Source organism: Streptomyces sp. NPDC001450 (assembly GCF_053597295.1).
The window spans coordinates 48,935-74,145 of record NZ_JBSFHY010000040.1 but is presented as its reverse complement, the minus strand read 5'-3'; the positions used below and the strand labels follow the sequence as shown (position 1 = coordinate 74,145).

The 25,211-nt window shown below is 72.5% G+C and carries 28 protein-coding genes; 21 read left to right on the top strand and 7 right to left on the bottom strand.

The annotated features are described in order from the left end of the window. Window position 1: 1 nt before the first annotated feature. The 9 genes from ACWC5O_RS34790 to ACWC5O_RS34750 are packed head-to-tail and all read left to right on the top strand — an operon-like array spanning window position 2 to window position 4,814. A complete protein-coding gene (locus ACWC5O_RS34790) occupies window positions 2-424 on the top strand; it encodes a gas vesicle structural protein GvpA (RefSeq protein WP_450583079.1) in 423 nt (140 codons plus the stop codon). Continuing rightward, window positions 421-1,191 carry a GvpL/GvpF family gas vesicle protein gene (locus tag ACWC5O_RS34785; RefSeq protein ID WP_450583081.1) on the top strand — a complete coding sequence of 257 codons (771 nt, stop codon included), beginning with the start codon at window positions 421-423 and terminating at the stop codon, window positions 1,189-1,191. Before ACWC5O_RS34790 ends, ACWC5O_RS34785 begins: the two co-directional genes overlap by 4 nt. Window positions 1,192-1,220: 29 nt before the next feature. Then, window positions 1,221-1,484 (top strand): gas vesicle protein GvpG, encoded by a 264-nt coding sequence (locus ACWC5O_RS34780; RefSeq protein WP_450583083.1) that lies wholly within the window; start codon window positions 1,221-1,223, stop codon window positions 1,482-1,484. Continuing rightward, the gene (locus ACWC5O_RS34775) at window positions 1,481-2,071 is read left to right on the top strand and encodes a DNA primase (RefSeq protein ID WP_450583085.1); all 591 of its coding nucleotides are present in this window, start codon (window positions 1,481-1,483) and stop codon (window positions 2,069-2,071) included. The genes ACWC5O_RS34780 and ACWC5O_RS34775 overlap by 4 nt, the downstream gene beginning before the upstream one ends. Further along, window positions 2,068-3,231 carry an SRPBCC family protein gene (locus ACWC5O_RS34770; RefSeq protein WP_450583087.1) on the top strand — a complete coding sequence of 388 codons (1,164 nt, stop codon included), beginning with the start codon at window positions 2,068-2,070 and terminating at the stop codon, window positions 3,229-3,231. Before ACWC5O_RS34775 ends, ACWC5O_RS34770 begins: the two co-directional genes overlap by 4 nt. Continuing rightward, window positions 3,228-3,563 carry a gas vesicle protein gene (locus tag ACWC5O_RS34765; protein ID WP_450583089.1) on the top strand — a complete coding sequence of 112 codons (336 nt, stop codon included), beginning with the start codon at window positions 3,228-3,230 and terminating at the stop codon, window positions 3,561-3,563. The genes ACWC5O_RS34770 and ACWC5O_RS34765 overlap by 4 nt, the downstream gene beginning before the upstream one ends. Further along, entirely contained in the window at window positions 3,560-4,339 is a 780-nt protein-coding gene (locus ACWC5O_RS34760) for a GvpL/GvpF family gas vesicle protein (protein WP_450583090.1), read from the top strand. Before ACWC5O_RS34765 ends, ACWC5O_RS34760 begins: the two co-directional genes overlap by 4 nt. Continuing rightward, window positions 4,336-4,524 (top strand): gas vesicle protein, encoded by a 189-nt coding sequence (locus ACWC5O_RS34755; RefSeq protein WP_450583092.1) that lies wholly within the window; start codon window positions 4,336-4,338, stop codon window positions 4,522-4,524. Before ACWC5O_RS34760 ends, ACWC5O_RS34755 begins: the two co-directional genes overlap by 4 nt. Continuing rightward, on the top strand, window positions 4,521-4,814 hold the full coding sequence (locus ACWC5O_RS34750) for a gas vesicle protein K (RefSeq protein ID WP_450583093.1): 294 nt from the start codon (window positions 4,521-4,523) through the stop codon (window positions 4,812-4,814). The genes ACWC5O_RS34755 and ACWC5O_RS34750 overlap by 4 nt, the downstream gene beginning before the upstream one ends. A 71-nt stretch (window positions 4,815-4,885) precedes the next feature. On the opposite strand, the gene ACWC5O_RS34745 is transcribed toward ACWC5O_RS34750, so the two are convergent. Next, entirely contained in the window at window positions 4,886-5,707 is an 822-nt protein-coding gene (locus ACWC5O_RS34745; protein ID WP_450583094.1) for a class I SAM-dependent methyltransferase, read from the bottom strand. Window positions 5,708-5,806: 99 nt separating this feature from the next. Then, window positions 5,807-7,300, bottom strand: a complete 1,494-nt coding sequence (locus ACWC5O_RS34740; protein WP_450583096.1) for a phosphatase PAP2 family protein — start codon at window positions 7,298-7,300, stop codon at window positions 5,807-5,809. 72 nt (window positions 7,301-7,372) lie between these two features. On the opposite strand from ACWC5O_RS34740, the gene ACWC5O_RS34735 reads away from it, so the two are divergent. The 3 genes from ACWC5O_RS34735 to ACWC5O_RS34725 all read left to right on the top strand — a co-directional run bounded on the left by ACWC5O_RS34735 (window position 7,373) and on the right by ACWC5O_RS34725 (window position 10,140). After that, entirely contained in the window at window positions 7,373-8,029 is a 657-nt protein-coding gene (locus ACWC5O_RS34735) for a histidine phosphatase family protein (RefSeq protein WP_450583098.1), read from the top strand. 77 nt (window positions 8,030-8,106) lie between these two features. Continuing rightward, window positions 8,107-9,726, top strand: coding sequence for an ABC-F family ATP-binding cassette domain-containing protein (locus ACWC5O_RS34730; protein ID WP_450583100.1), 1,620 nt, complete (start codon window positions 8,107-8,109; stop codon window positions 9,724-9,726). A 126-nt stretch (window positions 9,727-9,852) separates the two neighbouring features. After that, entirely contained in the window at window positions 9,853-10,140 is a 288-nt protein-coding gene (locus ACWC5O_RS34725; protein WP_450583101.1) for a DUF6158 family protein, read from the top strand. A 76-nt stretch (window positions 10,141-10,216) separates the two neighbouring features. Here the strand turns inward: ACWC5O_RS34725 and ACWC5O_RS34720 are convergent, their stop codons facing one another. Then, complete coding sequence (locus ACWC5O_RS34720; RefSeq protein WP_389171573.1) at window positions 10,217-10,591, bottom strand: DUF2795 domain-containing protein; 375 nt, start codon at window positions 10,589-10,591, stop codon at window positions 10,217-10,219. A 227-nt stretch (window positions 10,592-10,818) separates the two neighbouring features. On the opposite strand from ACWC5O_RS34720, the gene ACWC5O_RS34715 reads away from it, so the two are divergent. The 3 genes from ACWC5O_RS34715 (at window position 10,819) to ACWC5O_RS34705 (ending at window position 14,175) form a co-directional block, all read left to right on the top strand. Continuing rightward, window positions 10,819-11,592 carry a hypothetical protein gene (locus tag ACWC5O_RS34715; protein ID WP_450583103.1) on the top strand — a complete coding sequence of 258 codons (774 nt, stop codon included), beginning with the start codon at window positions 10,819-10,821 and terminating at the stop codon, window positions 11,590-11,592. Window positions 11,593-11,860: 268 nt separating this feature from the next. Further along, a complete protein-coding gene (locus ACWC5O_RS34710) occupies window positions 11,861-13,117 on the top strand; it encodes an aminotransferase class I/II-fold pyridoxal phosphate-dependent enzyme (protein ID WP_450583104.1) in 1,257 nt (418 codons plus the stop codon). Then, window positions 13,114-14,175 (top strand): MBL fold metallo-hydrolase, encoded by a 1,062-nt coding sequence (locus ACWC5O_RS34705; protein ID WP_450583106.1) that lies wholly within the window; start codon window positions 13,114-13,116, stop codon window positions 14,173-14,175. The genes ACWC5O_RS34710 and ACWC5O_RS34705 overlap by 4 nt, the downstream gene beginning before the upstream one ends. 103 nt (window positions 14,176-14,278) lie before the next feature. On the opposite strand, the gene ACWC5O_RS34700 is transcribed toward ACWC5O_RS34705, so the two are convergent. Both ACWC5O_RS34700 and ACWC5O_RS34695 read right to left on the bottom strand, forming a co-directional pair. Next, on the bottom strand, window positions 14,279-14,893 hold the full coding sequence (locus ACWC5O_RS34700; protein ID WP_450781146.1) for a DedA family protein: 615 nt from the start codon (window positions 14,891-14,893) through the stop codon (window positions 14,279-14,281). 14 nt (window positions 14,894-14,907) lie between these two features. Continuing rightward, a complete protein-coding gene (locus tag ACWC5O_RS34695; protein ID WP_450583108.1) occupies window positions 14,908-15,681 on the bottom strand; it encodes an MBL fold metallo-hydrolase in 774 nt (257 codons plus the stop codon). 85 nt (window positions 15,682-15,766) lie between these two features. Between ACWC5O_RS34695 and ACWC5O_RS34690 the strand changes: the two genes are divergently transcribed. From ACWC5O_RS34690 to dnaK, 6 genes are all read left to right on the top strand, one after another. Continuing rightward, on the top strand, window positions 15,767-16,198 hold the full coding sequence (locus tag ACWC5O_RS34690) for a hypothetical protein (RefSeq protein ID WP_450583110.1): 432 nt from the start codon (window positions 15,767-15,769) through the stop codon (window positions 16,196-16,198). Window positions 16,199-16,293: 95 nt separating this feature from the next. Then, window positions 16,294-18,411, top strand: coding sequence for a phage holin family protein (locus ACWC5O_RS34685; RefSeq protein WP_450583112.1), 2,118 nt, complete (start codon window positions 16,294-16,296; stop codon window positions 18,409-18,411). Window positions 18,412-18,546: 135 nt separating this feature from the next. Next, entirely contained in the window at window positions 18,547-19,608 is a 1,062-nt protein-coding gene (locus ACWC5O_RS34680) for an ATP-binding protein (RefSeq protein ID WP_450583114.1), read from the top strand. After that, on the top strand, window positions 19,605-21,407 hold the full coding sequence (locus tag ACWC5O_RS34675) for a vWA domain-containing protein (RefSeq protein ID WP_450583115.1): 1,803 nt from the start codon (window positions 19,605-19,607) through the stop codon (window positions 21,405-21,407). The genes ACWC5O_RS34680 and ACWC5O_RS34675 overlap by 4 nt, the downstream gene beginning before the upstream one ends. A gap of 64 nt (window positions 21,408-21,471) precedes the next feature. Further along, window positions 21,472-21,897 (top strand): OsmC family protein, encoded by a 426-nt coding sequence (locus ACWC5O_RS34670; RefSeq protein WP_450583116.1) that lies wholly within the window; start codon window positions 21,472-21,474, stop codon window positions 21,895-21,897. Between the two features lie 139 nt (window positions 21,898-22,036). Further along, window positions 22,037-23,902 (top strand): molecular chaperone DnaK, encoded by a 1,866-nt coding sequence (dnaK, locus tag ACWC5O_RS34665; RefSeq protein WP_450583118.1) that lies wholly within the window; start codon window positions 22,037-22,039, stop codon window positions 23,900-23,902. A gap of 90 nt (window positions 23,903-23,992) precedes the next feature. On the opposite strand, the gene narI is transcribed toward dnaK, so the two are convergent. Both narI and narJ read right to left on the bottom strand, forming a co-directional pair. Continuing rightward, window positions 23,993-24,715 (bottom strand): respiratory nitrate reductase subunit gamma, encoded by a 723-nt coding sequence (gene narI / locus ACWC5O_RS34660; RefSeq protein ID WP_450583119.1) that lies wholly within the window; start codon window positions 24,713-24,715, stop codon window positions 23,993-23,995. After that, window positions 24,712-25,206, bottom strand: coding sequence for a nitrate reductase molybdenum cofactor assembly chaperone (gene narJ / locus ACWC5O_RS34655; protein ID WP_450583120.1), 495 nt, complete (start codon window positions 25,204-25,206; stop codon window positions 24,712-24,714). Before narJ ends, narI begins: the two co-directional genes overlap by 4 nt. Window positions 25,207-25,211 lie beyond the last annotated feature (5 nt).

Here is a 25,211-nt window from a genome sequence, read left to right as displayed (position 1 = left end):
CATGACCGTTGTACCGGCACAGCAGACCGGCGGCGGAGGCGGCGGCAGCGGCCTCTACGACGTGCTCGAGCTGGTTCTCGACAGGGGGCTCGTCATCGATGCCTTCGTGCGCGTCTCTCTGGTCGGCATCGAGATCCTGAAGATCGACGTCCGGGTCGTCGTGGCCAGCGTCGACACCTATCTGCGCTTCGCCGAGGCGTGCAACCGCCTCGACCTGGAAGCGGGCCCGAGGAAGAGCCCCGGGCTGCCCGACCTGGTCGGCGAGATCACCGAGTCCGGCGCCCGCGGCAAGTCCAAGGGCGCGCTGTCGGGCGCCGCGCAGACCGTCTCCGACGCTTTCAAGCAGGCCCGTGAGGAAGGGGAGGCCGAGCCCCGGCCGCGCGCCCGTAAGACCTCGGCGCACCGGAAGGAGGAGCAGGAGTGAGTACCTACGTCTACGGGATCACCGCCCGCTCGCATCCGGCGCTCCCCGAGGGCATGACCGGTGTGGGCGAGCCGCCCCGCCCGGTGCGCGTTGTCACGGCCGGTGAACTGACCGCCGTGGTCAGTGACGCCCCCGAAGGCCTGCGCCCCAAGCGCAGGGACCTGCTCGCCCACCAGAACGTGCTCGCCGAGGTCGGCGCGGCCGGGTGCGTGCTGCCCATGTCCTTCGGCAGCATCGCTCCCGATGACGACGCCGTCACCCAGGTGCTCACCGAGCGGGCGGGGCACTACCAGGAGCGGCTGCGGGAGCTCGACGGCAAGGTCGAGTACAACGTCAAGGCCAGCCACGTCGAAGAGGCCGTCCTGCACCTCGTGATGGCCGAGGACGCCGAGCTGCGCTCCCTCGCCGAGGCCAATCGACGTGCGGGCGGCGGCAGTTACGAGGACAAACTTCGCCTCGGTGAGCTGGTCGCCGCCGCCGTCAAGGCCATGGAGGCCGAGGACGCCAACGAGGTGCAGGGCCTGCTGACCCCGGTTGCCTCCGCCGTGAGCGTGGGCCCCGACTCCACCGGCTGGCTGCTCAACGTGTCGTTCCTGGTCGCCCGGGACTCGGCCGAGCACTTTGTGGCCGCCGCCGAGCAGGCCCGCAAGAGCCATGCCCACCTCGACCTGCGTGTCAACGGGCCGCTGCCGCCGTACAGCTTCGTCGAGCCCGGCCCCTCCGAGCCCGCGAGCAACACGGCCGGCGCCGACGCCGGCGCGCAGTAGCGACGAGGCCCGAACGGAAGGAGAACACCATGGGACTGATCGGCGAAGTGCTGCTGCTGCCGTTCGCGCCGGTACGCGGCAGCGCGTGGGTGATCGGACAGGTGCTCCGAGAGGCGGAACGGATCTACTACGACCCCGCCACCGTACGGGCCGAACTCGCCCGGCTCGAAGAGCAGCTGGAGGCGGGCGAGATCACCGAGGAGGAGTTCGACCGGCGCGAGGACGAGCTGCTCGACCGGCTGGAGACCGCCCTGCGCTCCGGCGAAACCACAGGAGACGGGACGACATCATGAATCGCATGGCACTCGGCCTCGCCCTAGGGGCCGGATACCTGCTGGGACGCACGAAGAAGATGAAGATGGCCCTCGCGGTCGGCTCCCTGGTGGCCGGGAAGAAACTGAACCTCGGCCCGCGGGGGATAGCGGAGCTGGTGCAGCAACAGCTGCACGACAACCCGCAGTTCAAGGAGATCGGGGACCAGCTGCGCAAGGAGCTGCGGGGCGTCGGCAAGGCCGCCACCGGGGCCATGGCCGAGCGGCAGATGAACGCGATCGCAGGCCGGCTGCACGACCGTACCGCCGAGGTGCACGAGCAGCTCTCCGGGGTGGTGTCCGGCACCGGTTCCGAGGAGGAGGAAACCGGGGAGGACGAGGACACCCGTGAGACCCGGCAGCAGGAGACGCCGCGCAAGAAGGCGGCCAAGAAGGCCCCGGCGAAGAGGGCCCAGACCCAGAAGGCCGCGGCGACGGCCCCGGGAAAGAAGACAGCGGACAAGAAGACGGGCCCGGCCCGCAAGACCGGCGCGCAGAGGACGGCCACCGCCGGCGGCGCGAGCCGCAGCGGCCGGTCCCGGCAGCCGAGGGGCGGCGATGAGCGATGACCGAGACCCTGGGATCCGCGACCTCCGCGGCCGGCAAGGCCACGGGCGCCGCCAAGGAGAACCCGTTGGCCGATCTCGCCCACAGCGAGGCCGCCGACCGCCTGAAGGAGGAGGTGCAGGAGTACCTCTCGGCGCAGGCCGAGCGGATGCTGGTCGGCCTCGGCCACAAGCTCGGTGAGACCACGGTCAAGCTCAACGACATCGCCGAGGGCAACAGCCCGGGCTTCGCCAAGCTCGCCCTCGAAGGCGGCCGCAAGCTCGCCGAGGGAAAGGGGCCGTTGCGGTCCGCGCTGGAGCTCGGCACCTCCCAGCTCAAGGAGAAGGTGATGGGGGCGGTGCAGAACCTCGGGGGCGGCAAGGGCAAGCGCAAGGGGCGCGGTGGCAACAAGCCCATCGTGATCATTGAGTCCGTCGACGTCGGCGTGCCGCTTCGCACGGCCTACGACCAGTGGACCCAGTACCAGGACTTCAGCACCTTCGCCAAGGGCGTCAAGAGCGCGAGCCGTGCCGACGACACCCACTCCGACTGGCAGCTGAAGGTTTTCTGGTCCAACCGCAGCTGGAAGGCGCACACCACCGAGCAGATCCCTGACGACCGCATTCAGTGGACGTCGGAGGGTGCCAAGGGCACCACGAAGGGTGTCGTCTCCTTCCATTCGCTCGGGGAGAACCTCACCCGTGTCCTGCTGGTCATGGAGTACTACCCGAGCGGCCTGTTCGAGAAGACCGGCAACCTGTGGCGCGCCCAGGGCCGCCGGGCCAGGCTGGACCTGAAGAACTTCGTCCGCTTCATCACCCTCAAGGGTGAGGCGGAGGACGGCTGGCGCGGTGAGATCCGCGACGGCGAGGTCGTCCGCAGCCACGAGGACGCGGTCGCCGAGGAGGAGGAGGAGGGCCAGGAGCCTGAGGAGGAGGGCCAGGAGCCCGAGGAGGAGGGCCAGGAGCCCGAGGAGGAGGGCCAGGAGCCCGAGGAAGAGGCCGAGGAACCGGACGAGGGCGAGGAACCGGACGAGGAAGGGGCCGAGTACGAGGCCGAGGAAGAGGGCCCCTACGAGGACGAGGAAGAGGCCGAAGAAGAGGAGGAGCCCGAGGAAGAAGAGGATGAGGAGTACGAGGAGGAAGAGGAACCCGAGTACGCCGAGAGCCGGAGCCGTCGATGACGACACCCCGCCGACTCCCCGAGCCCTACGGCTCCGGCGGAGGGGCCAATCTCGCCGACATCCTGGAGCGGGTGCTCGACAAGGGCATCGTCATCGCGGGCGACATCAAGATCAACCTGCTCGACATCGAGCTCCTCACCGTCAAACTCCGGCTCATCGTCGCCTCGGTCGACAAGGCCAAGGAGATGGGCATTGACTGGTGGGAGACCGACCCCGCGCTCTCCTCCCGCGCCCGCCGGGACGAACTCGCACGTGAGAACGCCGAGCTCAGGGAACGGCTGGCACACATCGAGGAGCTGGAACCGGGGCGTGTGCGGAAGGAGGCCCGATGACCGGACTGCGGTACGTCTACGCCGTCAGCCACCCCCTCGACGCGCCGCTGCAGGTCCAGCTGACGGGAATCGGCGGCGCCCCGCCGGGGCTGCTGCACCACCACGGGCTGGTCGCGGTCGTCAGTACGGTCCCGGAGAGCGACTTCTGCGAGGAGGCCCTGCGGGCCCACCTGGAGGACCTCGACTGGCTGGCCGCGACCGCCCGGGCCCACCAGGGCGTGATCGACGCGCTCACCACCGTCACCACGCCGCTGCCGCTCCGGCTCGCCACCGTCTTCCGGGACGACAGTGCGGTGCGCACGATGATCGAGGCCCGCGAGGACGACTTCCGGCGTCTCCTCGACCGGCTGGAGGGCCGGGTGGAGTGGGGCGTGAAGGTGTATGTGGAGAGCGAGCCGCAGGAGCCCGCCGAACCCGCCGTCCCCGCCGCGACGAGACCCGCCAGTGGGCGGGACTATCTGCGCCGGCGGCGTGAGCGCACGCACGCGCACGAGGAGCAGTGGCGCAGCGCCGAGACGTTCGCCCGGACCCTGCACGAGCGGCTCTGCCGGCACGCCGAGGATTCCCGGCTGCACCCGCCGCAGAACTCCGGGCTCTCCGGAGTGGCGGGCCGGAACGTGCTCAACGCGGCCTATCTGGTGCGCCGGGCGGATTCCGAGGAGTTCGTGGAACTGGTCGATCGTACGAAGGACGAGGTGCCCGGAATGCGGGTGGAACTCACCGGCCCCTGGGCCGCCTACTCGTTCTCCGGGGAGTTCGGCGGGGAGGAACCGTGACCGTCGTCGAACGCCGGGAGATCGCGCTGGTCGACCTGCTCGACCGGCTGCTGGCCGGCGGGGTCGTCATCACCGGCGACGTCACCCTGCGGATCGCCGACGTCGACCTCGTCCGCATCGACCTGAACGCGCTGATCAGCTCGGTGAACGAATCGGTTCCTTCGCCCTTCGAGGAGCCCCGATGACGGCACGCAGAACGGCACACGACCGGCTCGACCTGGAACCCGACACGGTCGAGCGCGACCTGGTGAAACTCGTCCTGACCGTGGTCGAGCTGCTGCGCCAGCTGATGGAACGGCAGGCGGTGCGCCGCTTCGACACCGGCCAGCTGACCGAGGAGCAGGAGGAGCGGATCGGGCTCACCCTGATGCTCCTGGAGGAGCGGATGGCCGAGCTGCGGGAGCGCTACGGGCTGCGGCCCGAGGACCTGAACCTGGACCTCGGGCCGCTGGGCCCGCTGCTGCCCCGGGACTGAGCCGACCGACCGCGGCGGACCGCACCCGCCACCGGCACCGACGGAACCGCACCCGCCACCGGCACGACGGTTCAGGCGGCTTTACGGCACAGGATCTCCCCGTGCAGAACCGTGAACCAGCCGTCCTCCCGCCGGCCCCACTCCCGCCACGCCTCCGACACCGCCCGCAGCTGCTCCGTCGTGGCGTGGCCGCCCCGCGTGGCGCGTTCGGCGTAGGCCGAGGCGAGGGTGCGGTCCGCCCACAGCCCGCTCCACCAGGCCCGCTCCTCGGGCGTGGCGAACGTCCAGGTGCCGGACGTGGCCGTGATGTCCGTGAGGCCCGCGGCCAGCGCCCAGGCCTTCAGCCGGCGCCCGGCGTCGGGCTCGCCGCCGCCTGCCCGGGAGACCCGCTCGTACAGGTCCAGCCAGTCGTCCAGGCCCGGCACCACCGGATACCAGGTCATCGCCGCGTAGTCCGCGTCGCGTACGGCGATGAAGCCGCCCGGCTTCGTCACCCGGTGCATCTCGCGCAGTGCCTGCACCGGGTCGCCGACGTGCTGAAGCACCTGGTGGGCGTGGACCACGCAGAAGGTGTCGTCGGGGTGGTCCAGGGCGTGCACGTCGGCGACCGCGAAGTCCACGTTGGTCAGGCCACGTGCGGCCGCGGTCTCCCGGGCCTGCTCCAGGATCCCGGACGCGTGGTCGACGCCGGTGACACGGCCGTCGGGGACCAGTTCCGCCAGGTCTGCGGTGATGGTGCCCGGGCCGCAGCCGATGTCCAGGATCTTCATGTGGGGCTTCAGCGAACCGAGCAGATAGGCCGCGGAGTTGGCGGCGGTCCGCCAGGTGTGCGACCGCAGCACCGACTCGTGGTGCCCGTGCGTGTAGACGGCGGTCTCCTGCGATTTCGGCATGGCTGAACTCCCCTGTCCGACGTTCTGTCGCTACGCCTCACCGTATGCCTGTATGTCGCATCGTGAGACCCGTGTTTTGCCATGTGGACTGATGGAGCGTCAGAATCCGTGCAGGGGGCGGTACACCGTGAGCGCCTCGGGGAGCTTCTCCAGCGTCACTTCGCCCGCGACCTCGGTGACTTCGCCGTCGTGGGCGAGGAGCGTGCCGGGCGCGACGCCCGCGACGTGCAGACGGCTCACCTGGACCGCCGCATGCGCGGGGGAGCGGGTCAGCGGGCCGGCCAGCGCCGCCGCCAGCAGACGCAGTGCGGGCCGGCGGCCGCCGTGCACCACCCGCACGTCGAGCTGCCCGTCGGCCAGGTCGACGCGGCGGCCGGGGGCGAGGCCCATCCGGTGGTAGGTGCCGTTCCCGGCGAACAGCAGCCACAGCGGGTGTGCCTGGCCGCGGAACTCGGCCTGCATCGGATGCCCGTGCGCACGCAGCACGCGCAGCGCCGCGAGCACCCCGGCCGGCCAGCCGCCGATCCGGCGCGACCAGTGCTCCCGCTCCCGCACCAGCTCCGGATACACGCCCAGGCTGCAGGTGTTGAGGAAGATGCCCCGCCTGTTGCCGCAGGTGAACCGGCCCACGTCCACGCGGACCGCCTCGCCCCGCCGGACCGCCCGCGCGAGGTCGCGGCCGTCCTCCACGCCGAGGTCGTGGGCGAAGTGGTTCAGGGTGCCGCCGGGCAGCACCGCGAGGGGCAGACCGTGGCGCAGGGCGACCTCGGCGGCCGCGTTCGCCGTCCCGTCCCCGCCGCACACACCGAGCACCCGCGCACGGGCCGCCGCCTTCTCCAACTCGGCTGACACGTCGGCCGGTTCGCACTCGACGACCTCGGTGAGCGGCAGGCCCGCGCGCAGGGTGCGCACGCGGTCCGCGGTGCCCGAGCCCAAGTTGGCCACGACGACCAGCCCCGCCCCGTCGGGCAGCGCCGGGACCTCGGCGCGGGGCCGGGGCGGCGGCACGACCTGGGCGCGGGTCGGCACCATGCCCCGTACGGCGAATGCGGCACCCGCGCCCAGCACCGCGCCCGCGAGCACGTCGCTCGGGAAGTGGACGCCGGTGTAGACGCGGGAGAGCGCGACGGACCACGCGACGGGAGCCACCGCCGCGCCCCACGCCGGCGACTCCAGGGCGACGCCGGTCGCGAAGGCGGCCGCCGACGCGGAGTGACCGGACGGGAACGACGTGGTGATCGGCTGCCGCTTCAGGTGCCGGACCGGCGGGACCGGGTCCAGGACGGGCCGTGGGCGGCGCACCGAGCGCTTGCCGAGCGTGTTGATGGCCAGCGAGGCCAGGCTCAGCGAGGCCAGTCCACGGGCGGCCGCCCGGCGGGCCCGCGGTGTACGGCTCGCCGCCATCGCGGCCGCCGTCGCGAACCACAGGACACCGTGGTTCGCGCTCCGGCTCAGCCGTGGCAGCACGGGCGCGGCGAACGGCCAGTGCTGCTGGGCCGCGAATTCGAACAGCCGGCTGTCGAGAGCGAGCAGCCGGTGGCGCAGGGGATGGGGGCCGGGCTTGGCGACAGTGAGATCGACGTCTGGGCTCATAGGCTGCCGGGTACCCTGAACCGGACGTTTCCTGTCCGGCGGGCGATGATCGACACCCGGAGGAACCCTGCCATGCGTCTGTTCCTCGTCCGCCACGGCCAGACCCCGTCCAACCTGGACCGCCTGCTGGACACCGCCGTACCCGGCCCGGGCCTGACCCCGCTCGGCGAGGCGCAGGCCGCCGCCCTGCCCGCGGCGCTCGCGAACGAGGACATCGAGGCCCTCTACGCCTCCACCCTGATCCGCACCCAGCTCACGGCCGCCCCGCTGGCGGCCGCCAGCGGCCTGGAGGTGATCGTCCGCGACGGTATCCGTGAGATCTCCGCCGGCGATCTGGAGATGATGCCCGGCGACTCTCCGGAGGGCGTGCGCTACGTGCGCACGGTGTTCGCGTGGGCGGCCGGGGACACCACGTCCAGGATCCCCGGCGGGGAGAACGGCGAGGAGGTCCTGGCCCGGTACGACGCCGTGATCGCCGAGGCCGCCGCGAGCGGCGCCGGGACCGTCGCGATGATCAGCCACGGCGCTGCCATCCGCATGTGGACCGCCGCCCGTGCCGACAACGTCGACGTGGCCTTCGCCGCCGCCCGCCCGCTGGCCAACACCGGCGTGGTGATCCTGGAGGGCTCGCCCTCCGGCGGCTTCAAGGCGCTGGCCTGGGCCGGCGCCACGGTCGAACCGGCGGGCGAGGGCGGGCCGGCCGGGGCGCCGGTGGGCGCGGCGGGCTGAAGCGGCGAAAGGCGCCGCCGGAGCACGCCCGATAAGCGTTTGCCCCAGGTCGGCGGCACCCCACAGAATGCCTCCTCATGGGACATCTGGAAGCCGCGCACCTCGAGTACCACCTCCCCGACGGGAGGACGTTGCTCGGCGATGTCTCCTTCCGGGTCGGCGAGGGCGCCGCCGTCGCCCTGGTCGGCCCGAACGGCGCGGGCAAGACAACCCTCCTCCGGCTGATCTCCGGCGAACTGAAACCGCACGGCGGCACGGTCACCGTCAGCGGCGGCCTCGGCGTGATGCGCCAGTTCGTGGGCTCCGTGAGGGACGAGTCGACCGTCCGCGACCTGCTCGTCTCCGTCGCCCCGCCGCGCATCCGTGAGGCGGCCGAAGCCGTGGACCGGGCCGAGCACGCCCTCATGACCGTCGACGACGAGGCCGCCCAGCTGCGGTACGCGCAGGCCCTCGCCGACTGGGCCGAGGCGCGCGGCTACGAGGCCGAGACCCTGTGGGACATGTGCACCACCGCCGCCCTCGGCATGCCCTACGAGCGGGCCCAGTGGCGGCAGGTGAGCACCCTCTCCGGCGGCGAGCAGAAGCGTCTCGTCCTGGAGGCGCTGCTGCGCGGCACCGACGAGGTCCTGCTGCTGGACGAGCCCGACAACTACCTGGACGTGCCCGGCAAGCGCTGGCTGGAACAGCAGCTGAGGGAGACGCGCAAGACAGTCCTGTTCGTCTCCCACGACCGCGAACTCCTCGCCCGCGCCGCCGAGAAGATCGTCTCCGTGGAGCCCGGTCCGGCCGGCGCCGACACCTGGGTGCACGGCGGCGGGTTCGCCACCTACCACGAGGCCCGCCGCGAACGCTTCGCCCGCTTCGAGGAGTTGCGCCGCCGCTGGGACGAGAAGCACGCCCAGTTGAAGAAGCTGGTGCTGAACCTCCGCCAGGCCGCCGCCGTGAGCCACGAGATGGCCTCCCGGTACCACGCCGCGCAGACTCGCCTGCGCAAGTTCGAGGAGGCCGGCCCGCCGCCCGAGCCGCCGCGCGAGCAGGACATCACCATGCGCCTGAAGGGCGGCCGTACCGGCGTGCGGGCCGTCACCTGCGAGCAGTTGGAACTGACCGGCCTGATGAACCCCTTCGGCCTGGAGGTCTTCTACGGCGAGCGGGTCGCCGTGCTCGGCTCAAACGGCTCGGGCAAGTCGCACTTCCTGCGGCTGCTCGCCGGCGAGGACGTGGCCCACACGGGGCGGTGGAAGCTCGGCGCACGGGTCGTCCCCGGCCACTTCGCCCAGACGCATGCCCACCCTGAGCTGGAGGGCCGCACCCTGCTCGACATCCTGTGGAAGGAACACGCGCAGGACCGGGGCGCGGCCATGTCCCGGCTGCGCCGCTACGAGCTGACCGGCCAGGCCGAACAGCCCTTCGACCGGCTCTCGGGCGGCCAGCAGGCCCGCTTCCAGATCCTCCTGCTGGAACTCCAGGGAGTCACCGCGCTGCTGCTGGACGAGCCGACCGACAACCTCGACCTGGAGTCCGCCGAGGCCCTCCAGGAGGGCCTGGAGGCCTTCGAGGGGACGGTCCTGGCGGTCACCCACGACCGCTGGTTCGCCCGCTCGTTCGACCGCTTCCTGGTCTTCGGCAGCGACGGCCGCGTCCGCGAGACCCCGGAGCCGGTCTGGGACGAACGCAGGGTGGAACGGGCCCGGTAGCCCGGCAGCTCCGCCGGAGGGCCCGGGGAGCCGGATGTTCGTACAGTGGACTCAGGAATGCGAGCTCCACGGCTCCCTCCCGGAAACGCTCGGGGGCAGTGCGTGCCGGGTGGGTACCCGAACCGGATGAACGAACACGACGAGCGGGGTACCACCATGACCGGAGTCGACCCCAGCCGACTGGACGACCAGCAGCTCATGAAAGAGCTGGAGACGATCCACCGCACGCGCCACGACACCCTCCTGTACGGCTCGAACGACGCGCTGCGGGCCCACAACGAGCGCATGGCGCAGCTCGAGGGCGAGTACCTGCGCCGCAACCCGCGTCGGCTCGTCAGCGCGGGCCGCACCCGTGAGGGCGCACGGGAGCGCGGCTGCGGCGAGGCGGCGACTCCGGGCACGTCCGGCACCTGACGCGTCCACCCAGGTGCCGCCCGCGCCGGGTCTCACCCGCTCCTCCCGGTGTGCTCATCGCACCGGGTCCGGCTCGTCAGACGCCCACCAGCGCCTCGGCCAGCTGCTGCACGTTGGCGTACCGCCGCGAGCGCGGCAGCCCGGCCACCGCGTCGATCAGCGCGCCCGGTGCGTTGCCCCGGCGCAGGGCCCGGGCCAGCTCGTGCGCGTCGGCGGGGAAGGCGTGCCGGTTCAGGTTCCGGGCCAGCGCCAGCCGTACCCGCTCCAGCGACGCCGGGGATCCCAGACCACCCACCGGTCCGCTCCAGACCTCCGGGTCGTCGTCGGCGGTCGGTTCCGGATCGGCCCACTCCTCGGTGCGCGTCGGGTGCCCTGACCTGAGCAGCTCCTGCAGCTCGTGTTTCATCTCGTCGTCCCGGTGGACGCTCAGTCGGTCACTGCCTCGCTGCATGACTTCCTCCAGAGGGTCGAAGGCCAGCACCTACCGAGTCACCTGCGCCGGGGGGCGGAAAACCTGTGCGGAGCCGTTCGGTGGCCGCTGTCGTGGGGTCACCCGTTAAGCCGTTCGCGTCCCGCGAATGGGGCCCGGCCGCGCGCGCCGGGGCGCCGGGCGGGCTGTGATGGCAGCGAGGGCACGACCGCCGTGTCCCCTGGCCGTACCGCCGAGGAGTCCGCCCCATGCGCCGCACCGCCCATGCCCTGTCCATCGCCGTCCTGGCCGGGGCTGCGCTCGTCATAGCGGGGCCCGCCGCGTCCGCGGACCCCGCGGACGCGGCGAGCCCCGGCACCGTCCGGCCCGGTGCCGCCCCCACCGCGTCCGTGCCCTGCGACGCCCTCACCGGGCTGGCACCGGACACCCCCGACGCCACGCCGCCGGCCTTCACGGACGGCACCGCGCAATGTGACGAGGGGCAGGGTCAGGAGCTGGGGCAGGGAGAGACACCGGGGCTGGTGCAGGGGCAGCGGGAGGAGTCGGGGGCTGGGCAGGAGACGGCGGGGCGGGGGGAGCGGCAGGATTCGGGGGCTGGGCAGGGGACGGGGCCGGGGCAGTGGCAGGAGTCGGGGTCGGCGCAGGAGACGACGGGGCGGGAGCAAGGGGAAGGGCGAGGGCAAGGGCAAGGGGACGGGCAGGGCCAGGGACAGCGGCCGGAGCAGGGGCGGGAGTGCTCGGCGGGGCGGTCCTGCACCGATGACCGACAGTGCGCGGACTCCCACGGCTCGGCCTGCTCCGGCGGACACGGCTGCCGCGAGGACCGCGAGGACCGCGAGGACCGCGAGGACCGCGACGACGACTGCGACCAGTCGACGGGACAGGGCGGGGTCGCGGCCGGGACGGGCGGCAGCTTCAACGACTCGGTCCCGGCGCTGGTCGCCGGCGGTGTGCTGATCGCCGCCGCCTGCGGAGGCGCCGCCTACCGGCTGTCCGGTCGCAGGAGGTCCGTGGACGCCTGACGAGGTCCGCGAACGGCTGACGAGGTCCGTGGACTGCTGACGCGGGGCGGCCCGGGCCGGGGCCGTGCCCGAGGACAATTCCGGCCAACGGCCATGGAGGGCCCTCCGCCGGGTACACATCCCGAGGGCAACGACAGCAGACACCGTACGCACCAGCCACTCAGCCGGCACCACAGGAGCAGGCACCGGAACAGGCGACGAGGAGAGCGAGGAGAGCACGGCCCCGACGGGAACACCACACGGCACCACGGACTGCGCGGAGGCGGACATGCGGCGGACGGATCCGGAGGGCCACGGGCCGGTCCGTTACGGGCCGCACCTGCCCGGCGACGGTCTGCCCGTCCTCCCGGAACTCTCCGCCGTCCTCGCCGCCGCGGCGGGCCGCGCGGATGCCCAGCCGGTCGGCGGCGCCCCCGCACTTCTGGAGGCGGCCTGCGGCTACTGGACCCGGCGCGGACTGTCCTGCGTCCCCGACCGGGTGGCCGCGGGACCCGGCGCTCCCGCGCTGCTGCTCGCCCTGACCGCCGCGCTCGCCGGTGACACCGGTGACGTGCTCGTGCCCCGCCCGTGCGCCGCCTGGTGGGCGCCCTACGCCCGCCTGCTCGGCAGGCCCGTCTTCCACGTGCCGACCCCGGCCGAGGGCGGCGGCGTCCCCGATCCGTACGCCCTGCTGGAGACCGCCCGCAGGGTCCGTGCCGAGGGCGGGGATCCCCGGCTGCTGGTGCTGTCCGTCGCCGACGACCCGACCGCCACCGTCACCCCGCCCGAACTGCTGCACGAGACCGTGGAGGCGGCGGCCGCCGAGGGTCTGCACCTGGTCAGCGACGAGACCTGGCGCGACACCGTGCACGACCCGTACGAGACGGTTCTGATCAGCCCTGCCGAGATGGTGCCCGACGGGGTCACCGTCGTCACCGACCTGGCGGGCGCCCTGCTGCCGCCCGGCTGGCCCGCGGCCGTCGCCCGCTTCCCCTCGGGAGAGGCGGGGGAGCACCTCCACGCGCGCGTGCTCGACATCCTCACCGCGCTCGGCGCCCGGATCGCCGTACCGGTTGCCGCGGCCGCCGGGTACGCCCTCGACGAACCCGCACCCGTCACCGAGCGCCGCGAGGCCGCCGTACGCCTGCACGCGCGCGTGGCGGCCGCCGTGCACGGCGCGGTCGCCGCAGCCGGTGCGCTCGCCCGGCCGCCGCAGGCCGGCCGCCATCTGTACGTCGACCTCGGTCCGTTGCGCGAAGCACTCGCCGAGCAGGGCGTCGGCGACGCCCAGGAACTGGAGGACTTCCTCACCGCCCGGCTCGCCATGCCCGCGCCCGGCGGCCACCGCTTCGGCGACGACCTCGGGGCGCTGCGCGTACGGCTCGCCACGGAGTCCCTGCTGGGCGGCACGGACGAGGAACGCACGGAATGCCTCATGTCACCCTCACCGTTGGAACTGCCACACGTGCAACGCGCGTTGATCTCCTTGAGGTCGGCCTTCGACGATCTCCGCGACGACGCTCAGCGATGGGAGCCTCCTCGATGACGCAGCAGACGCATGAGCCCGGGTCCGCCACCACGACCAGCGGACAAGCCGGCGCCCCTGTGGCCCCGGCCCCCCTCGCGCCCCCGTTCCCGCCGCTGGCCGAGCCCCGCCCGCTGGGCGAACACCGAGTGTGGCCGCGGACCTTCCACGACCGGCTCACCGCGCCCCTGCCCGGCCTCAAGGCCCTCGCCCGTTTCGCCCGTGAGGGCGCCGTACGCCCCGGTCCCGAGAGCCTCGCCGACATCCCCCGGCTCCCTTACGCACCCGCCCCGTTGCCCCGCACGGGCACTCGCACGCTCGCCGTCACCTGGGCGGGACACGCCAGTTGGATCGTCCGGATCGGCGGGCTGACGGTCCTCACCGACCCCGTGTGGTCCCGCCGCATCCTCGGCACCCCGGCCCGCATCACCCCCGTCGGCGTCCCCTGGGAGGACCTGCCGCGCGTCGACGCGGTCGTCATCAGCCACAACCACTACGACCACCTGGACGCCCCCACCCTGCGCCGTCTCCCGCGCACCACACCGGTGTTCGTGCCCGCCGGCCTCGGCCGCTGGTTCCAACGGCGCCGGTTCACCTGCGTCACCGAGCTGGACTGGTGGGAGGGTGCCGAACTGTCCGGTGTCCGCTTCGACTTCGTGCCCGCCCACCACTGGTCCAAGCGCACCCTCACCGACACCTGCCACAGCCTCTGGGGCGGCTGGGTCCTCACCGACCGCGACGGCCGGCGCCTCTACTTCGCCGGCGACACCGGCTACGGCCACTGGTTCTCCCGCATCGGCCGCCGCTACCCCGGAATCGACCTCGCCCTCATGCCCATCGGCGCCTACGACCCCCGGTGGTGGCTCAGCGACGTCCACTGCGACCCGGAGGAGGCGGTCCAGGCCACTCTGGACCTGGGCGCCCGAAGAATGGCCCCCATGCACTGGGGCACGTTCATCCTCTCCGCGGAGCCGGTCCTGGAACCGCTGACGCGGGTACAGATGGCATGGGAGAAGGCAGGCCAGGACCGGGAGGACCTGTGGGACATCCCGGTCGGCGGCTCGAGAAAGTTGGAGTGAACTCCCCTGGGGGCGCCGGGCTGTGCCGATATGCGGCTCCGCCGCGTGGGCGCGACCAGCCACAACGCACCGGCACCCCGAAGACGACCGACCTCCCACGGCGCTACCGAGAAACGCGCCGCACCACACTCGGAACCGCGCTGATCACCAGCGTCAACCCCACCGCAGCCACCACCCCTTCCCACGGCTCCGGAAACAACGACCCGCCCAGAACCCCGATCACCTGATACGTCAACGCCCAAGCCAGACAAGCAGGCAGATTCCCCCGGCTGAACCGCCGCAAGGGCCAGTCGGCCATCAGACACGCCAACATCACCGGAAGCCGCCCAGCAGGCACCAGCCGGGACAGCACCAGCACAGTCACCCCATGCTCGGCCAACTTCGTCTGCGCCTGCGCGAGCCGCTCCTCCGGCGCCCGGGCGCGAATCGCCTCCAGCCACCGCGACCCGTTCCGCGACCGCATCCCCCGCCGCCCCAGCCAGTACAGCGTCGCGTCCCCGAGAAATGCCGCCAGCGAGGCCGTGACGAACACCAGCACCAGCGAGAACGGCGCCGTCTGATGAAACGCCACCACCGCGGCCGAACTCACCAGCGCCCCCGTGGGCACCACCGGCACCAACGCCCCGATCAGCACCAGCAGGAACAGGGACGGATACCCGATCGCCTGCTGCGTGGTCTCCGGAGGCGCAGTGGACGTGGAAACAGCGGCCAGCACCACCGCGGCCGGCCATCTCACCGCGCGACCTCCAGGCGCACGCTCTCCCCGTGCCCGAGCTTGTGCACGGCCACCTGCGGCGCGGCCGCGGCCGCCAGGCGCACGAACTCGTCGCCCGGCGCGTGGAACTCGTGCGGGCGCACCGCGTCCATGCCGATCGGCCAGTACGTCCCGTAGTGCACCGGCACCGCGACCCGGGGCTCCAGCCGGGCCAGCGCCCGCGCCGCCCGACCGGCGTCCAGGTGCCCCTCGCCGAGGTACGGTCCCCAGCCGCCCACCGGGAGCAGGGCCACGTCCACCGGCCCGACCTGCTCCGCCATGCTGTCGAACAGCCCGGTGTCCCCGGCGAAGTAGGTCCGCGCCTCACCCGCGACGACGTATCCCAGCGCGGGGGAGCGGTGCGGCCCGACCGGCAGCCGGCGGCCGTCGTGCCGTGCGGGCACCGCACGGACCACGAGGTCCCCGACCCGGACCGAGTCACCCGGGGCCATCTCGGTGATCTGCAGCTGTCGCAGCCGGCGCAGCCCGGGGACCGCCCGTGGTGCGCCCCGGGGCACGAGCAGGCGCGTGCCCGGGGCGAGGGCGGCCAGCGAGGGTACGTGCAGATGGTCGGCGTGCAGATGGGAGACGAGCGCCACGTCCGCGCGGTGGGCCTCTGCGGGGGGCAGTGCGCCCCGTCGGCGGCGCAGGTGCGCGAGCCTGTTCACGAACAGGGGATCGGTGAGCACTCGTATGTTCGAATCCAGGAGCGCGCAGGTGGCGTGACCCCACCAGGTGATCTCCACCGGCACCTTCTTCGCCTCCTTCGCGCGACTCCCCCGAAGCCTACGGGCAGGAGTAGGGTCGGCGGCGAAACCCGGAGGTGAGGGGGACGCCATGGGACAGCTGCGGGGTGCCTCCGACGAACTCGCACAGGTGCGGGTCACCGCCATCGCGAGCCTGACGCCTCTGGAGGAGCTGGAGGCCGACCCGTTCCTGGTCGACTCCCGCAGCCAGCACGCCATGTGCGCCCGGTGGGCGGCGGAGCGCGGCTATGTGGTCGTGCGGGAACTTCTCGTGGGCGGGCTGCGTTTCGACCATTGCGCACTGTGGGACGGCGTCCGGCCCGGCGTGGACGTGTTCGTCGCACCCAGCCGGCGCGTGCTGGAGCGTGCCCTGTCCTCGGTGGAGGAGTTCACCGCCGAGTGCGCGCGGCGCGGGGTGCGGGTGGAGACGGTGGGGCGGGCCGAGCCCTCGTACGACGCGCAGATGAAGGCGCGGGTGCACCGCAGGCTGTCCATGCCGACGGCGGGCTACGACGGCCGGTGAGGGCCCGGTGCCCCGCCCGGCCGGGCTCCGTCCCGTGTGACAAGGTGGAGTGAGGCCCGGTGATCGAGCGGGCCGGGACGCGAGGTGTACGGGGCGTGCGGGGCGTGCGGTGGCGGCGGATCGCCAGTCAGGTCGGGCGGAGCGTCACGGTGTGGGCGGTCTCCACGCTCACCATGCTCATGCTCGCCGGCCTCCTGCCCGACTTCAGGCTCCAGTCCGCCGACGGTGACAGCGCCACGCAGATAGCCGTCACCGCCGCGCTGGGCGCCGGGGCCTTCGGTGTGCTCTCGGCCGTGGTGTGGCCGCTCCTGGTACGACTGCTGCTGCTCGTGCCGGCGTTCGTCCTCGGCCTGCTGGTCTTCTTCCTCAACGGCTCCCTGTTGCTGCTCGCCCTGCGCATCAACCCCTCCGGGCGGGGCGAGGTCGCCCCGGAGACCGCCGTCATCGTGGCCGCCGTGATGTCCGCCGTCGCCTCGGCCACCGGCGCCGCCCTCGCCGTACGCGACGACGACGCCTACCGCCGCCGTCTGCTGCGCCTGGCCGACCGCCGCCGCAGAGCCGGTCCGCCGTGCGCGGCCACGCCCGGCCTGGTCTGCGTCCAGTTCGACGGCGTCGGCCACGACGTGCTCACGGACGCCGTCCGCAAGGGACTCATGCCGACCGTCGGCCGCTGGCTGTCGACAGGCGACGGCGGGCAGCCGACCCACGGGCTCGTCCCCTGGCGCACCGACTGGTCCAGCCAGACCGGCGCCAGTCAGCTCGGCATCCTGCACGGCAGCGCCTTCGACGTGCCGGCCTTCCGCTGGTACGAGAAGGACCGGGGCGAGGTGATGGTGTGCAACCGCCCGACCAGCGCCGTCGAACTCCAACGCCGCGCCATGGCGCACACGGGCGACGGCGGACTGCTCACCGTCGACGGCGCCAGCCGCGGCAACCTGTTCAGCGGCGGCGCCGGCGAACAGGCTCTCGTGCTGTCCATCGCCACCCGCCGCCGCGGCCGGGACAACCGCTCCCGCGCCGGCTACTTCGCCTACTTCTCCGACCCCGCCAACGCGGTGCGCACCGCCCTGTCCTTCGTCGCCGAGGTCGCCCGCGAGATCGGCCAGTCCACCCGGGCCCGGATCCGCAAGCAGCGGCCACGGGTGAGCCGCGGCGGCCTCTACCCCTTCATGCGCGCCTTCGCCACCGTCGTCGAACGGGACGTCGTGGTCGCCGCCGTGATGGGCGACCTGCTCGCCGGCCGCACCGCCGTCTACGCCGACCTCGTCGCCTACGACGAGGTCGCCCACCACTCCGGACCGTGCAGCCGGGACGCCGAGAAGGTGCTGCAGCGCCTCGACCGGTCCCTCGCGCTCATCGAGAAGGCCGCCGAACACGCCCCGCGCCCCTACCGGATCGTCGTCCTGTCCGACCACGGCCAGAGCCCCGGCGAGACCTTCCGCGCCCGCTACGGCCTCACCCTCGCCGACCTCGTCCGCGCCGGCTGCGGACTGCCGGTACCGCGCCGGGCGGAACGCACCCGCAGTGGTGCAGAGGCCCGCACCGCCGTCCGCGCGGCCCTGCACCGGCCCGTGGAGGAGAAGGGCGAGCTGCACCGGCCCTCCCCCACCCTTCGGGCGGGGGGACCCCCATCGCGCTTCGCTCCGGACTCCGAGCCGATCGTGCTGGCCTCCGGCAACCTCGGCCTGGTCTCCTTCCCGGACGTGCCGCACCGCATGACCAAGGAGGAGATCGAGGCCCGCCACCCCGCCCTGCTCGCCACCCTCGCCAACCACCCCGGCATCGGCTTCCTGCTGGTGCGCAGCGAGGAACACGACGGCGTGGTGCTCGGCCCCTACGGCACCGAGATCCCGCTGGCCGAGCTGGACCACGAGCCCGGTCCGCTCGCCCGGTTCGGCCCCGGCGCCGCCGATGCCGTCCGCCGCACCCACTCCTTCCCGCACACCGCCGACATCATGGTCAACTCCTTCCACGACCCCGCCGACGGTGAAGTCCTCGCCTTCGAGGAGCAGATCGGCTCCCACGGCGGCCTCGGCGGCGCCCAGTCCCACCCCTTCCTGCTCTCCCCGCTCACCCTGTCCGCGCCGGTCGAGGAGGGAGCGGAGCTGACCGGTGCCGAGCACGTGCACCGCGTACTGCGCCGCTGGCTGCGCGAGGCGAACGGCCCCCAGGTGCCGATCGGCACGGAGGCCGAAGAGGAGCGGGCCGCCTGAGCGTGGAGGCTCTCAGCGCCGGGCCGTGCAGAAAATTCAAGTGACGGCCGCAACCATCAATTGAGAACCTCGACGGCGAGCAACCACGTACGCGAGAGCGGCGCCGGTTTAGGCGCAAAGAAGGGAGCCTCTGCTTTGCAGGCTGCCGTCACGGTCACCCCTGCCCGCCTCCCCGAGCTGCTGCTCGGCCTCGCCACCGTCCGGCCCGTCTTCGTCTGGGGCGCCCCCGGCATCGGAAAGTCCTCCCTGGTGCGGGAGTTCGCCGCCTCGCTCGGCCTGGAGTGCGTGAGCCTGCTCGGCACCCAGCTCGCCCCCGAGGACCTGATCGGCGTGCCGCAGATCCGCGACGGGCGCTCCGTGTTCTGCCCGCCGGAGACGATCGCCCGAGACGAGCCGTACTGCCTGTTCCTGGACGAGTTGAACGCGGCCACCCCGGACGTGCAGAAGGCCTTCTACTCGCTCATCCTCGACCGCCGTATCGGCAGCTACGAGCTGCCCGAGGGGTCCATCGTCATCGGCGCCGGCAACCGCGCCACCGACAACGCTCTCGCCCGGCCCATCGCCTCCGCCCTGGTCAACCGGCTCGCCCACGTCCACCTCGAGGCCTCCCCGACGGACTGGCTCGCCTGGGCCGCGGGCCACGGCATCCACCCGTGGATCCTGGACCACCTCACCGACCGGCCCGACCACCTGTGGTCCCAGCCGCCGAAGACCGAGGAGCCGTTCTCCACGCCCCGCTCCTGGCACATGCTCTCCGACGCCCTGCACTCCTTCGGACCCGACCTCGACGAACCCACCCTGAGCGTCCTCGCGCACGGCACCCTCACCCCGGCGCACGCCACCGCGTTCTGCGGCTACGTCAAGATCGTCCGCAGCCGCTTCGGCATCGAGGCGATCCTCAGGGGCGACGCCCGCTGGCCGCACCGCCTGGAGGACCGCGACCTGCTGTACTACCTCGCCGAGTCCTTCCGCGGCCGCCTGGTCAAGGAGCTGCCGGTCAGCAAGGAGCACATGTCGGCGAACGGCCGGCAGACCGCCTACCGCGCCAAGTCCCTGCTGGTGCAGCTCGCCGAGATCTCCGTCGAAGTCGCGCAGAGCGTCATCGCCTCCGACGCCGACGGCAACCCCGTCCTGCCCGCCTGGTTCCTCATCGAGGCCGCCCGGGACATGCCCCGGCTGGTCGAGGCCCGGCGATGAGCAGCCGTACCGCGAAGAGCAGGAAGAAGCCGGATCCGGCCGCCGAGGACTGCGCCAAGGGCGTCCAGCTGGTGTGGGCCAACCCGGCGCTCGCCGCGATCGAAGCCGACATGTGCCGCCGCGAGGACTGCCCCGCCTCGCCCCGCCAGGGCCTGGTCCGCATCGACTCCGGCGGCCGCGTCCACCTGCACCCCACCCGCCGGGCGGAGCCCGCCGAATGGGCCTGGGCCATCGCCCACGGCCTGATCCACCTCGGCTTCGGGCACGTCCCCGCCGCCAAGGGCGAACGCGTACAGCCGGACCGCTACGACCTCGCCGCGCGCTGCGCCGTCGTCAACCGCTTCCTGCTCACCTTCCCCGTCGGCCGCACCCCCGACGACCTGCCCGCGTCCTACCCCGACGGCGACGAGGAGCAGATCGCCGCCCGCTGGCGCCGTGACGAACACATCCCGGCCGTATACGAGCGCTGCGGCACGGCCGGCACCGAACCCGACCAGCTGCTCGTGCCCTGGACCGGCCACCTGCAGCAGCCCCCCGACTGGCAGCTCGCCTTCGCCCACGGCCTCACCCGCACCATGGCCACCGCCATGGACCTGGCCGGCGGCCGCCGCGACGACATGACCGGCGGCCCCACCCGGCTGCGCCCCTGGGAGCGGGCCCTGAGCTGGTTCGTCTCCTCCTACCCGCTGCTCGGCGGCATCGCGGCCGGCATCAGACTCGTCGCCGACGCCGAACTCGCCCGCGCCCACGGCATCGCCGTCGCCGCCGTCAACGCCGAGGCCGGCGAGATCTACGTCAACCCGCTGCGCACCTTCGAGGACGAGGAGTGGCGGTTCGTCCTCGCCCACGAGATGCTGCACGCCGCCCTGCGCCACGGCGACCGCTGCGGCACCCGCGACCCCTACCTGTTCAACGTCGCCTGCGACTACGTCATCAACGGCTGGCTCGCCGAGATGCAGGTCGGCACCATGCCCGACGGTCTGCTGTACGACCCGCGGCTGGCGGGTCTGTCCGCCGAGGAGGTCTACGACCGCATCGCCGGCGACCGGCGCCGCATGCGCCGCCTCGCCACCCTGCGCGGCAAGGGCCTCGGCGACGTCCTCGGCGCCCCGCTCGGCCCGCCCGGCGCCCCCGTGGACCTGGACGAGTTCTACCGCCGCGGCCTGGTCCGCGGCATGGACCTGCATCAGGGGCAGCAGCGCGGATTCCTGCCGGGCGGACTGGTCGAGGAGATCCGCGCGCTCAGCCACCCCCCGCTGCCCTGGGACGCCCGACTGGCCCGCTGGTTCGACGAGTTCGTGCCCAGCCCACAGGCCGTACGCTCCTACGCCCGCCCCTCGCGCCGCCAGTCCGCCACCCCCGACATCCCGCGCGCGGGCCGCTACCTCCCGCCGCAGGAGATCGCCCGCTGCACCTTCGGCGTCGTCCTCGACACCTCCGGCTCGATGGACCGCACCCTGCTCGGCAAGGCCCTCGGCGCGATCGCCTCCTATGCCGAGGCCCGCGACGTACCGGCCGCCCGCGTGGTGTTCTGCGACGCCGCCCCGCACGACGCGGGCTATGTGCCGGTCACCGAGATCGCCGGCCGGGTACGGGTGCACGGGCGCGGCGGCACCGTTCTGCAGCCCGGTATCGACCTGCTGCACCGCGCGCCGGACTTCCCGCCGGGCGCGCCGGTGCTGGTGATCACCGACGGCTGGTGCGACGTCCTGCGGGTGCGGCGCGAGCACGCCTATCTGATCCCGCAGGGCGGTCGCCTTCCGTTCACTCCGCGTGGCCCGGTCTTCAGGGTGCAGTGAGCCCGGATGTGATCGGATGGGGGCGCAGGACTTGGACACGGGACCACATGCGAAAGGAACCACCGTGGCTACCACGCGCACCGCACACACGGTCTGGGAAGGCAACCTGATCGAGGGCAACGGCGTCGTCACCTTCGACTCCTCCGGCATCGGCCAGCAGCCGGTGTCGTGGCCGTCGCGTGCCGAGAAGGCGGGCGGCAAGACCAGCCCCGAGGAGCTGATCGCCGCCGCCCACTCCAGCTGCTTCTCCATGGCCCTCTCGCACGGCCTCACCGGCGCCGGCACCCCGCCCACCCGCCTGGAGACCAAGGCCGACGTCACCTTCCAGCCGGGCGAGGGCATCACCGGCATCCACCTCACCGTCCGCGGCGAGGTGCCGGGCCTGGACGCGGAGGGCTTCGCCTCGGCGGCCGAGGACGCCAAGAAGAACTGCCCGGTCAGCCAGGCCCTGACCGGTACGACCATCACCCTGACGGCCGAGCTGGCCTGAACGCCGCACGACCGCCACGATGCCGCGCTCCCGCGCAGGGGCGCGGCATCGCCGTTTCCGGGTATTCGTACATTGACAGCGCCGTACGCACGTTTTGTGCTGGAAGGGTGCGAGGCGCCCTGGCGGAAGGGAACGGACCATGGCACGTGCGGTCGGGATCGATCTGGGGACGACGAACTCGGTGGTGGCCGTCCTGGAGGGCGGCGAGCCCACCGTCGTCACGAACGCGGAGGGCGCGCGGACCACCCCCTCCGTGGTGGCATTCGCGAAGAACGGTGAGGTACTGGTCGGCGAGGTCGCCAAACGGCAGGCCGTGACGAACGTGGAGCGCACGGCCCGCTCGGTGAAGCGGCACATGGGCGACGGGGCCTGGCGCTTCCCCGAGCAGGGCACCGTGGACGGCGCCCGGCTGCGTGCCCAGGAGCTGTCGGCGCGGGTGCTGCAGAAGCTGAAGCGGGACGCGGAGGCCTATCTCGGCGAGGACGTCACGGACGCGGTGATCACCGTGCCGGCGTACTTCGACGACGCCCAGCGGCAGGCGACCAAGGAGGCCGGGGAGATCGCCGGCCTGAAGGTGCTCAGGATCATCAACGAGCCCACGGCCGCCGCCCTCGCCTACGGTCTGGACCGCGGTGAGGAGCAGACCGTCCTCGTCTTCGACCTCGGCGGCGGCACCTTCGACGTGTCCCTGCTGGAGATCGGCGACGGCGTCATCGAGGTGAAGGCCACCAACGGTGACACCCACCTCGGCGGCGACGACTGGGACCAGCGCGTGGTCGACCACCTGGTCAAGCGCTTCAAGGGGCAGTACGGCATCGACCTCGGCGGCGACAAGATGGCGGTGCAGCGGCTGCGCGAGGCCGCCGAGAAGGCCAAGATCGAGCTGTCCTCGTCCTCGGAGACCTCGATGAACCTGCCCTACATCACCGCCTCCGCCGAGGGCCCGCTGCACCTGGAGGAGAAGCTGACCCGCGCCCAGTTCCAGGAGCTGACCGCGGACCTGCTGGACCGCTGCAAGACCCCCTTCCACCAGGCGGTCAAGGACGCGGGCGTGAAGCTCTCCGCCATCGACCACGTCATCCTCGTCGGCGGCTCGACCCGGATGCCCGCGGTCACCGACCTGGTCAAGGACCTCACCGGCAAGGACCCGCACAAGGGCGTCAACCCCGACGAGGTGGTGGCGGTCGGCGCCACCCTCCAGGCGGGCGTGCTCCGCGGCGACGTCAAGGACGTCCTCCTCCTGGACGTCACCCCGCTGTCCCTGGGCATCGAGACCAAGGGCGGCATCATGACCAAGCTGATCGAGCGGAACACCACGATCCCGACCCGCCGTTCGGAGATCTTCACCACCGCCACCGACAACCAGCCCTCGGTCGGCATCCAGGTCTACCAGGGCGAACGCGAGATCGCCGCCTACAACAAGAAGCTCGGCGTCTTCGACCTCACCGGCCTGCCGCCCGCCCCGCGCGGTGTCCCGCAGATCGAGGTGGCCTTCGACATCGACGCCAACGGCATCATGCACGTCTCCGCGAAGGACCTCGCGACCGGACGGGAACAGAAGATGACCGTCACCGGCGGCTCCGCCCTCCCCAAGGACGACATCGACCGCATGATGCGGGACGCCGAGCAGTACGCCGAGGAGGACCGGCAGCGCAAGGAGGCCGCCGAGACCCGCAACCAGGCCGAGCAACTCGTCTACCAGACCGAGAAGTTCATCCGTGACAACGAGGACCGCGTGCCCGCCGACACCCGCACCGAGGTCGAGACCGCGGCCACGGAGCTGAAGACCCTGCTGGAGCAGAACGCCGACACCGCCGCCCTGCGCACGGGCGTCGAGAAGCTCGCCACGGTCAGCCAGAAGATGGGGCAGGCCATGTACAGCCAGGCCCAGCCCTCGCCCTCCGGCACTTCGGCCGAGGAACAGAGCGCGCCGCCCGAGGAAGAGGGAGTGGTGGACGCGGAGATCGTCGACGAGGACCGGGAGCAGAAGGGCGGCGCTGCCTAGGGGGTGTCGTTTGGATCAGGCCGGCCATGACGAACAGTGCGGACAGGCCGACCGGACCCCGCGATGCCGGGATGATCCAAACGACACCCTCTAACCGCCCAGCCGTTCCCAGCCCCGCCGCTCCGGCCGCGGCCCGAGCTGCCTCGGATCCCGTGTCCGGTAGACGACATACGGCCGGAACAGGTACTGCACCGGTGCGCTGAACATATGCACCAGGCGGCTGTACGGCACGAACGCGATCAGCAGCATGCCGATCACCGCGTGCACCTGGTACAGCACCGGCACGCCCTCCATCAGGCGGGTCTTCGGCTGGAGCGTGAACAGACTGCGCGCCCAGGGGGCGATCGTCTCGCGGTAGTCGTAGCCGCCGCCGGAGGCATGGGTGAGCTTGGCGGCCATGCCCAGGACGATCGCCCCGAGCAGGACGACGTACATGATCTTGTCGTTGACCGTGGTGGCCCGGAACACGGGGGAGCGGGTCCGCCGACGGTAGACGAGCAAAAGGATCCCGACGACCGTCAGCACTCCGGCCGCCGTCCCGCCGTACAGCGAGAACAGGTGGTACGTGCGCTCGCTGACGCCGATCGCGTGCGTCCAGGACGCGGGCACGAACAGCCCGACCAGATGCCCGGCCAGCACGAACAGGATGCCGTAGTGGAAGCAGGGCGAGGCGATGTTCAGGAGCTTCGACTCGTACACCTGCGACGAGCGCGTGGTCCAGCCGTACTTGTCGTAGCGGTAGCGCCAGACGAGGCCGGCCACCAGCAGGGCGAAGGCGATGTAGGGCAGGGCGCCCCACAGGAGTGTGGTCATGAGCGCACCCCGGTGTGTGCGGTCGGGAGTGTGGCGCACACGGCGTCCAGGACGGCCGCGTACGGTGTGCCGTGGTCGGTCAGCCGGGACCGCAGCTGTTCCAGGCCGTCGCGGTGTTCGGTCAGCAGATCGGTGTCGCCGGTACGGGCGGTGAACTCCAGCACCGCGGGCAGGAAGTCCGGCAGTTCCTCGCCGCTGAACTCCAGCCCGTGCTGTCGGTAGACGTCCTTGAAGCGGACCAGGGACATGCCCCGCCGCCGGGTGTCGCCGTCCCGCCACCAGCTCAGGTACAGGCTGTGCCGGTTCCTGAAGTCGAAGACCTGCACATAGTGCATCGCCAGCTCCTGCGGCTCGGTGACGGCCGCGTGGTCGGTGAACGCGCGCAGCTGCGGAGCGGCTTCGCGCAGCAGCGGCAGCCGGGCGAAGAAGTCGTCGTCCGGGTAGGTCAGGCAGAGCGCCGCCGCCTGGTACAGCACCGCGTCCGAGGGCATCAGGG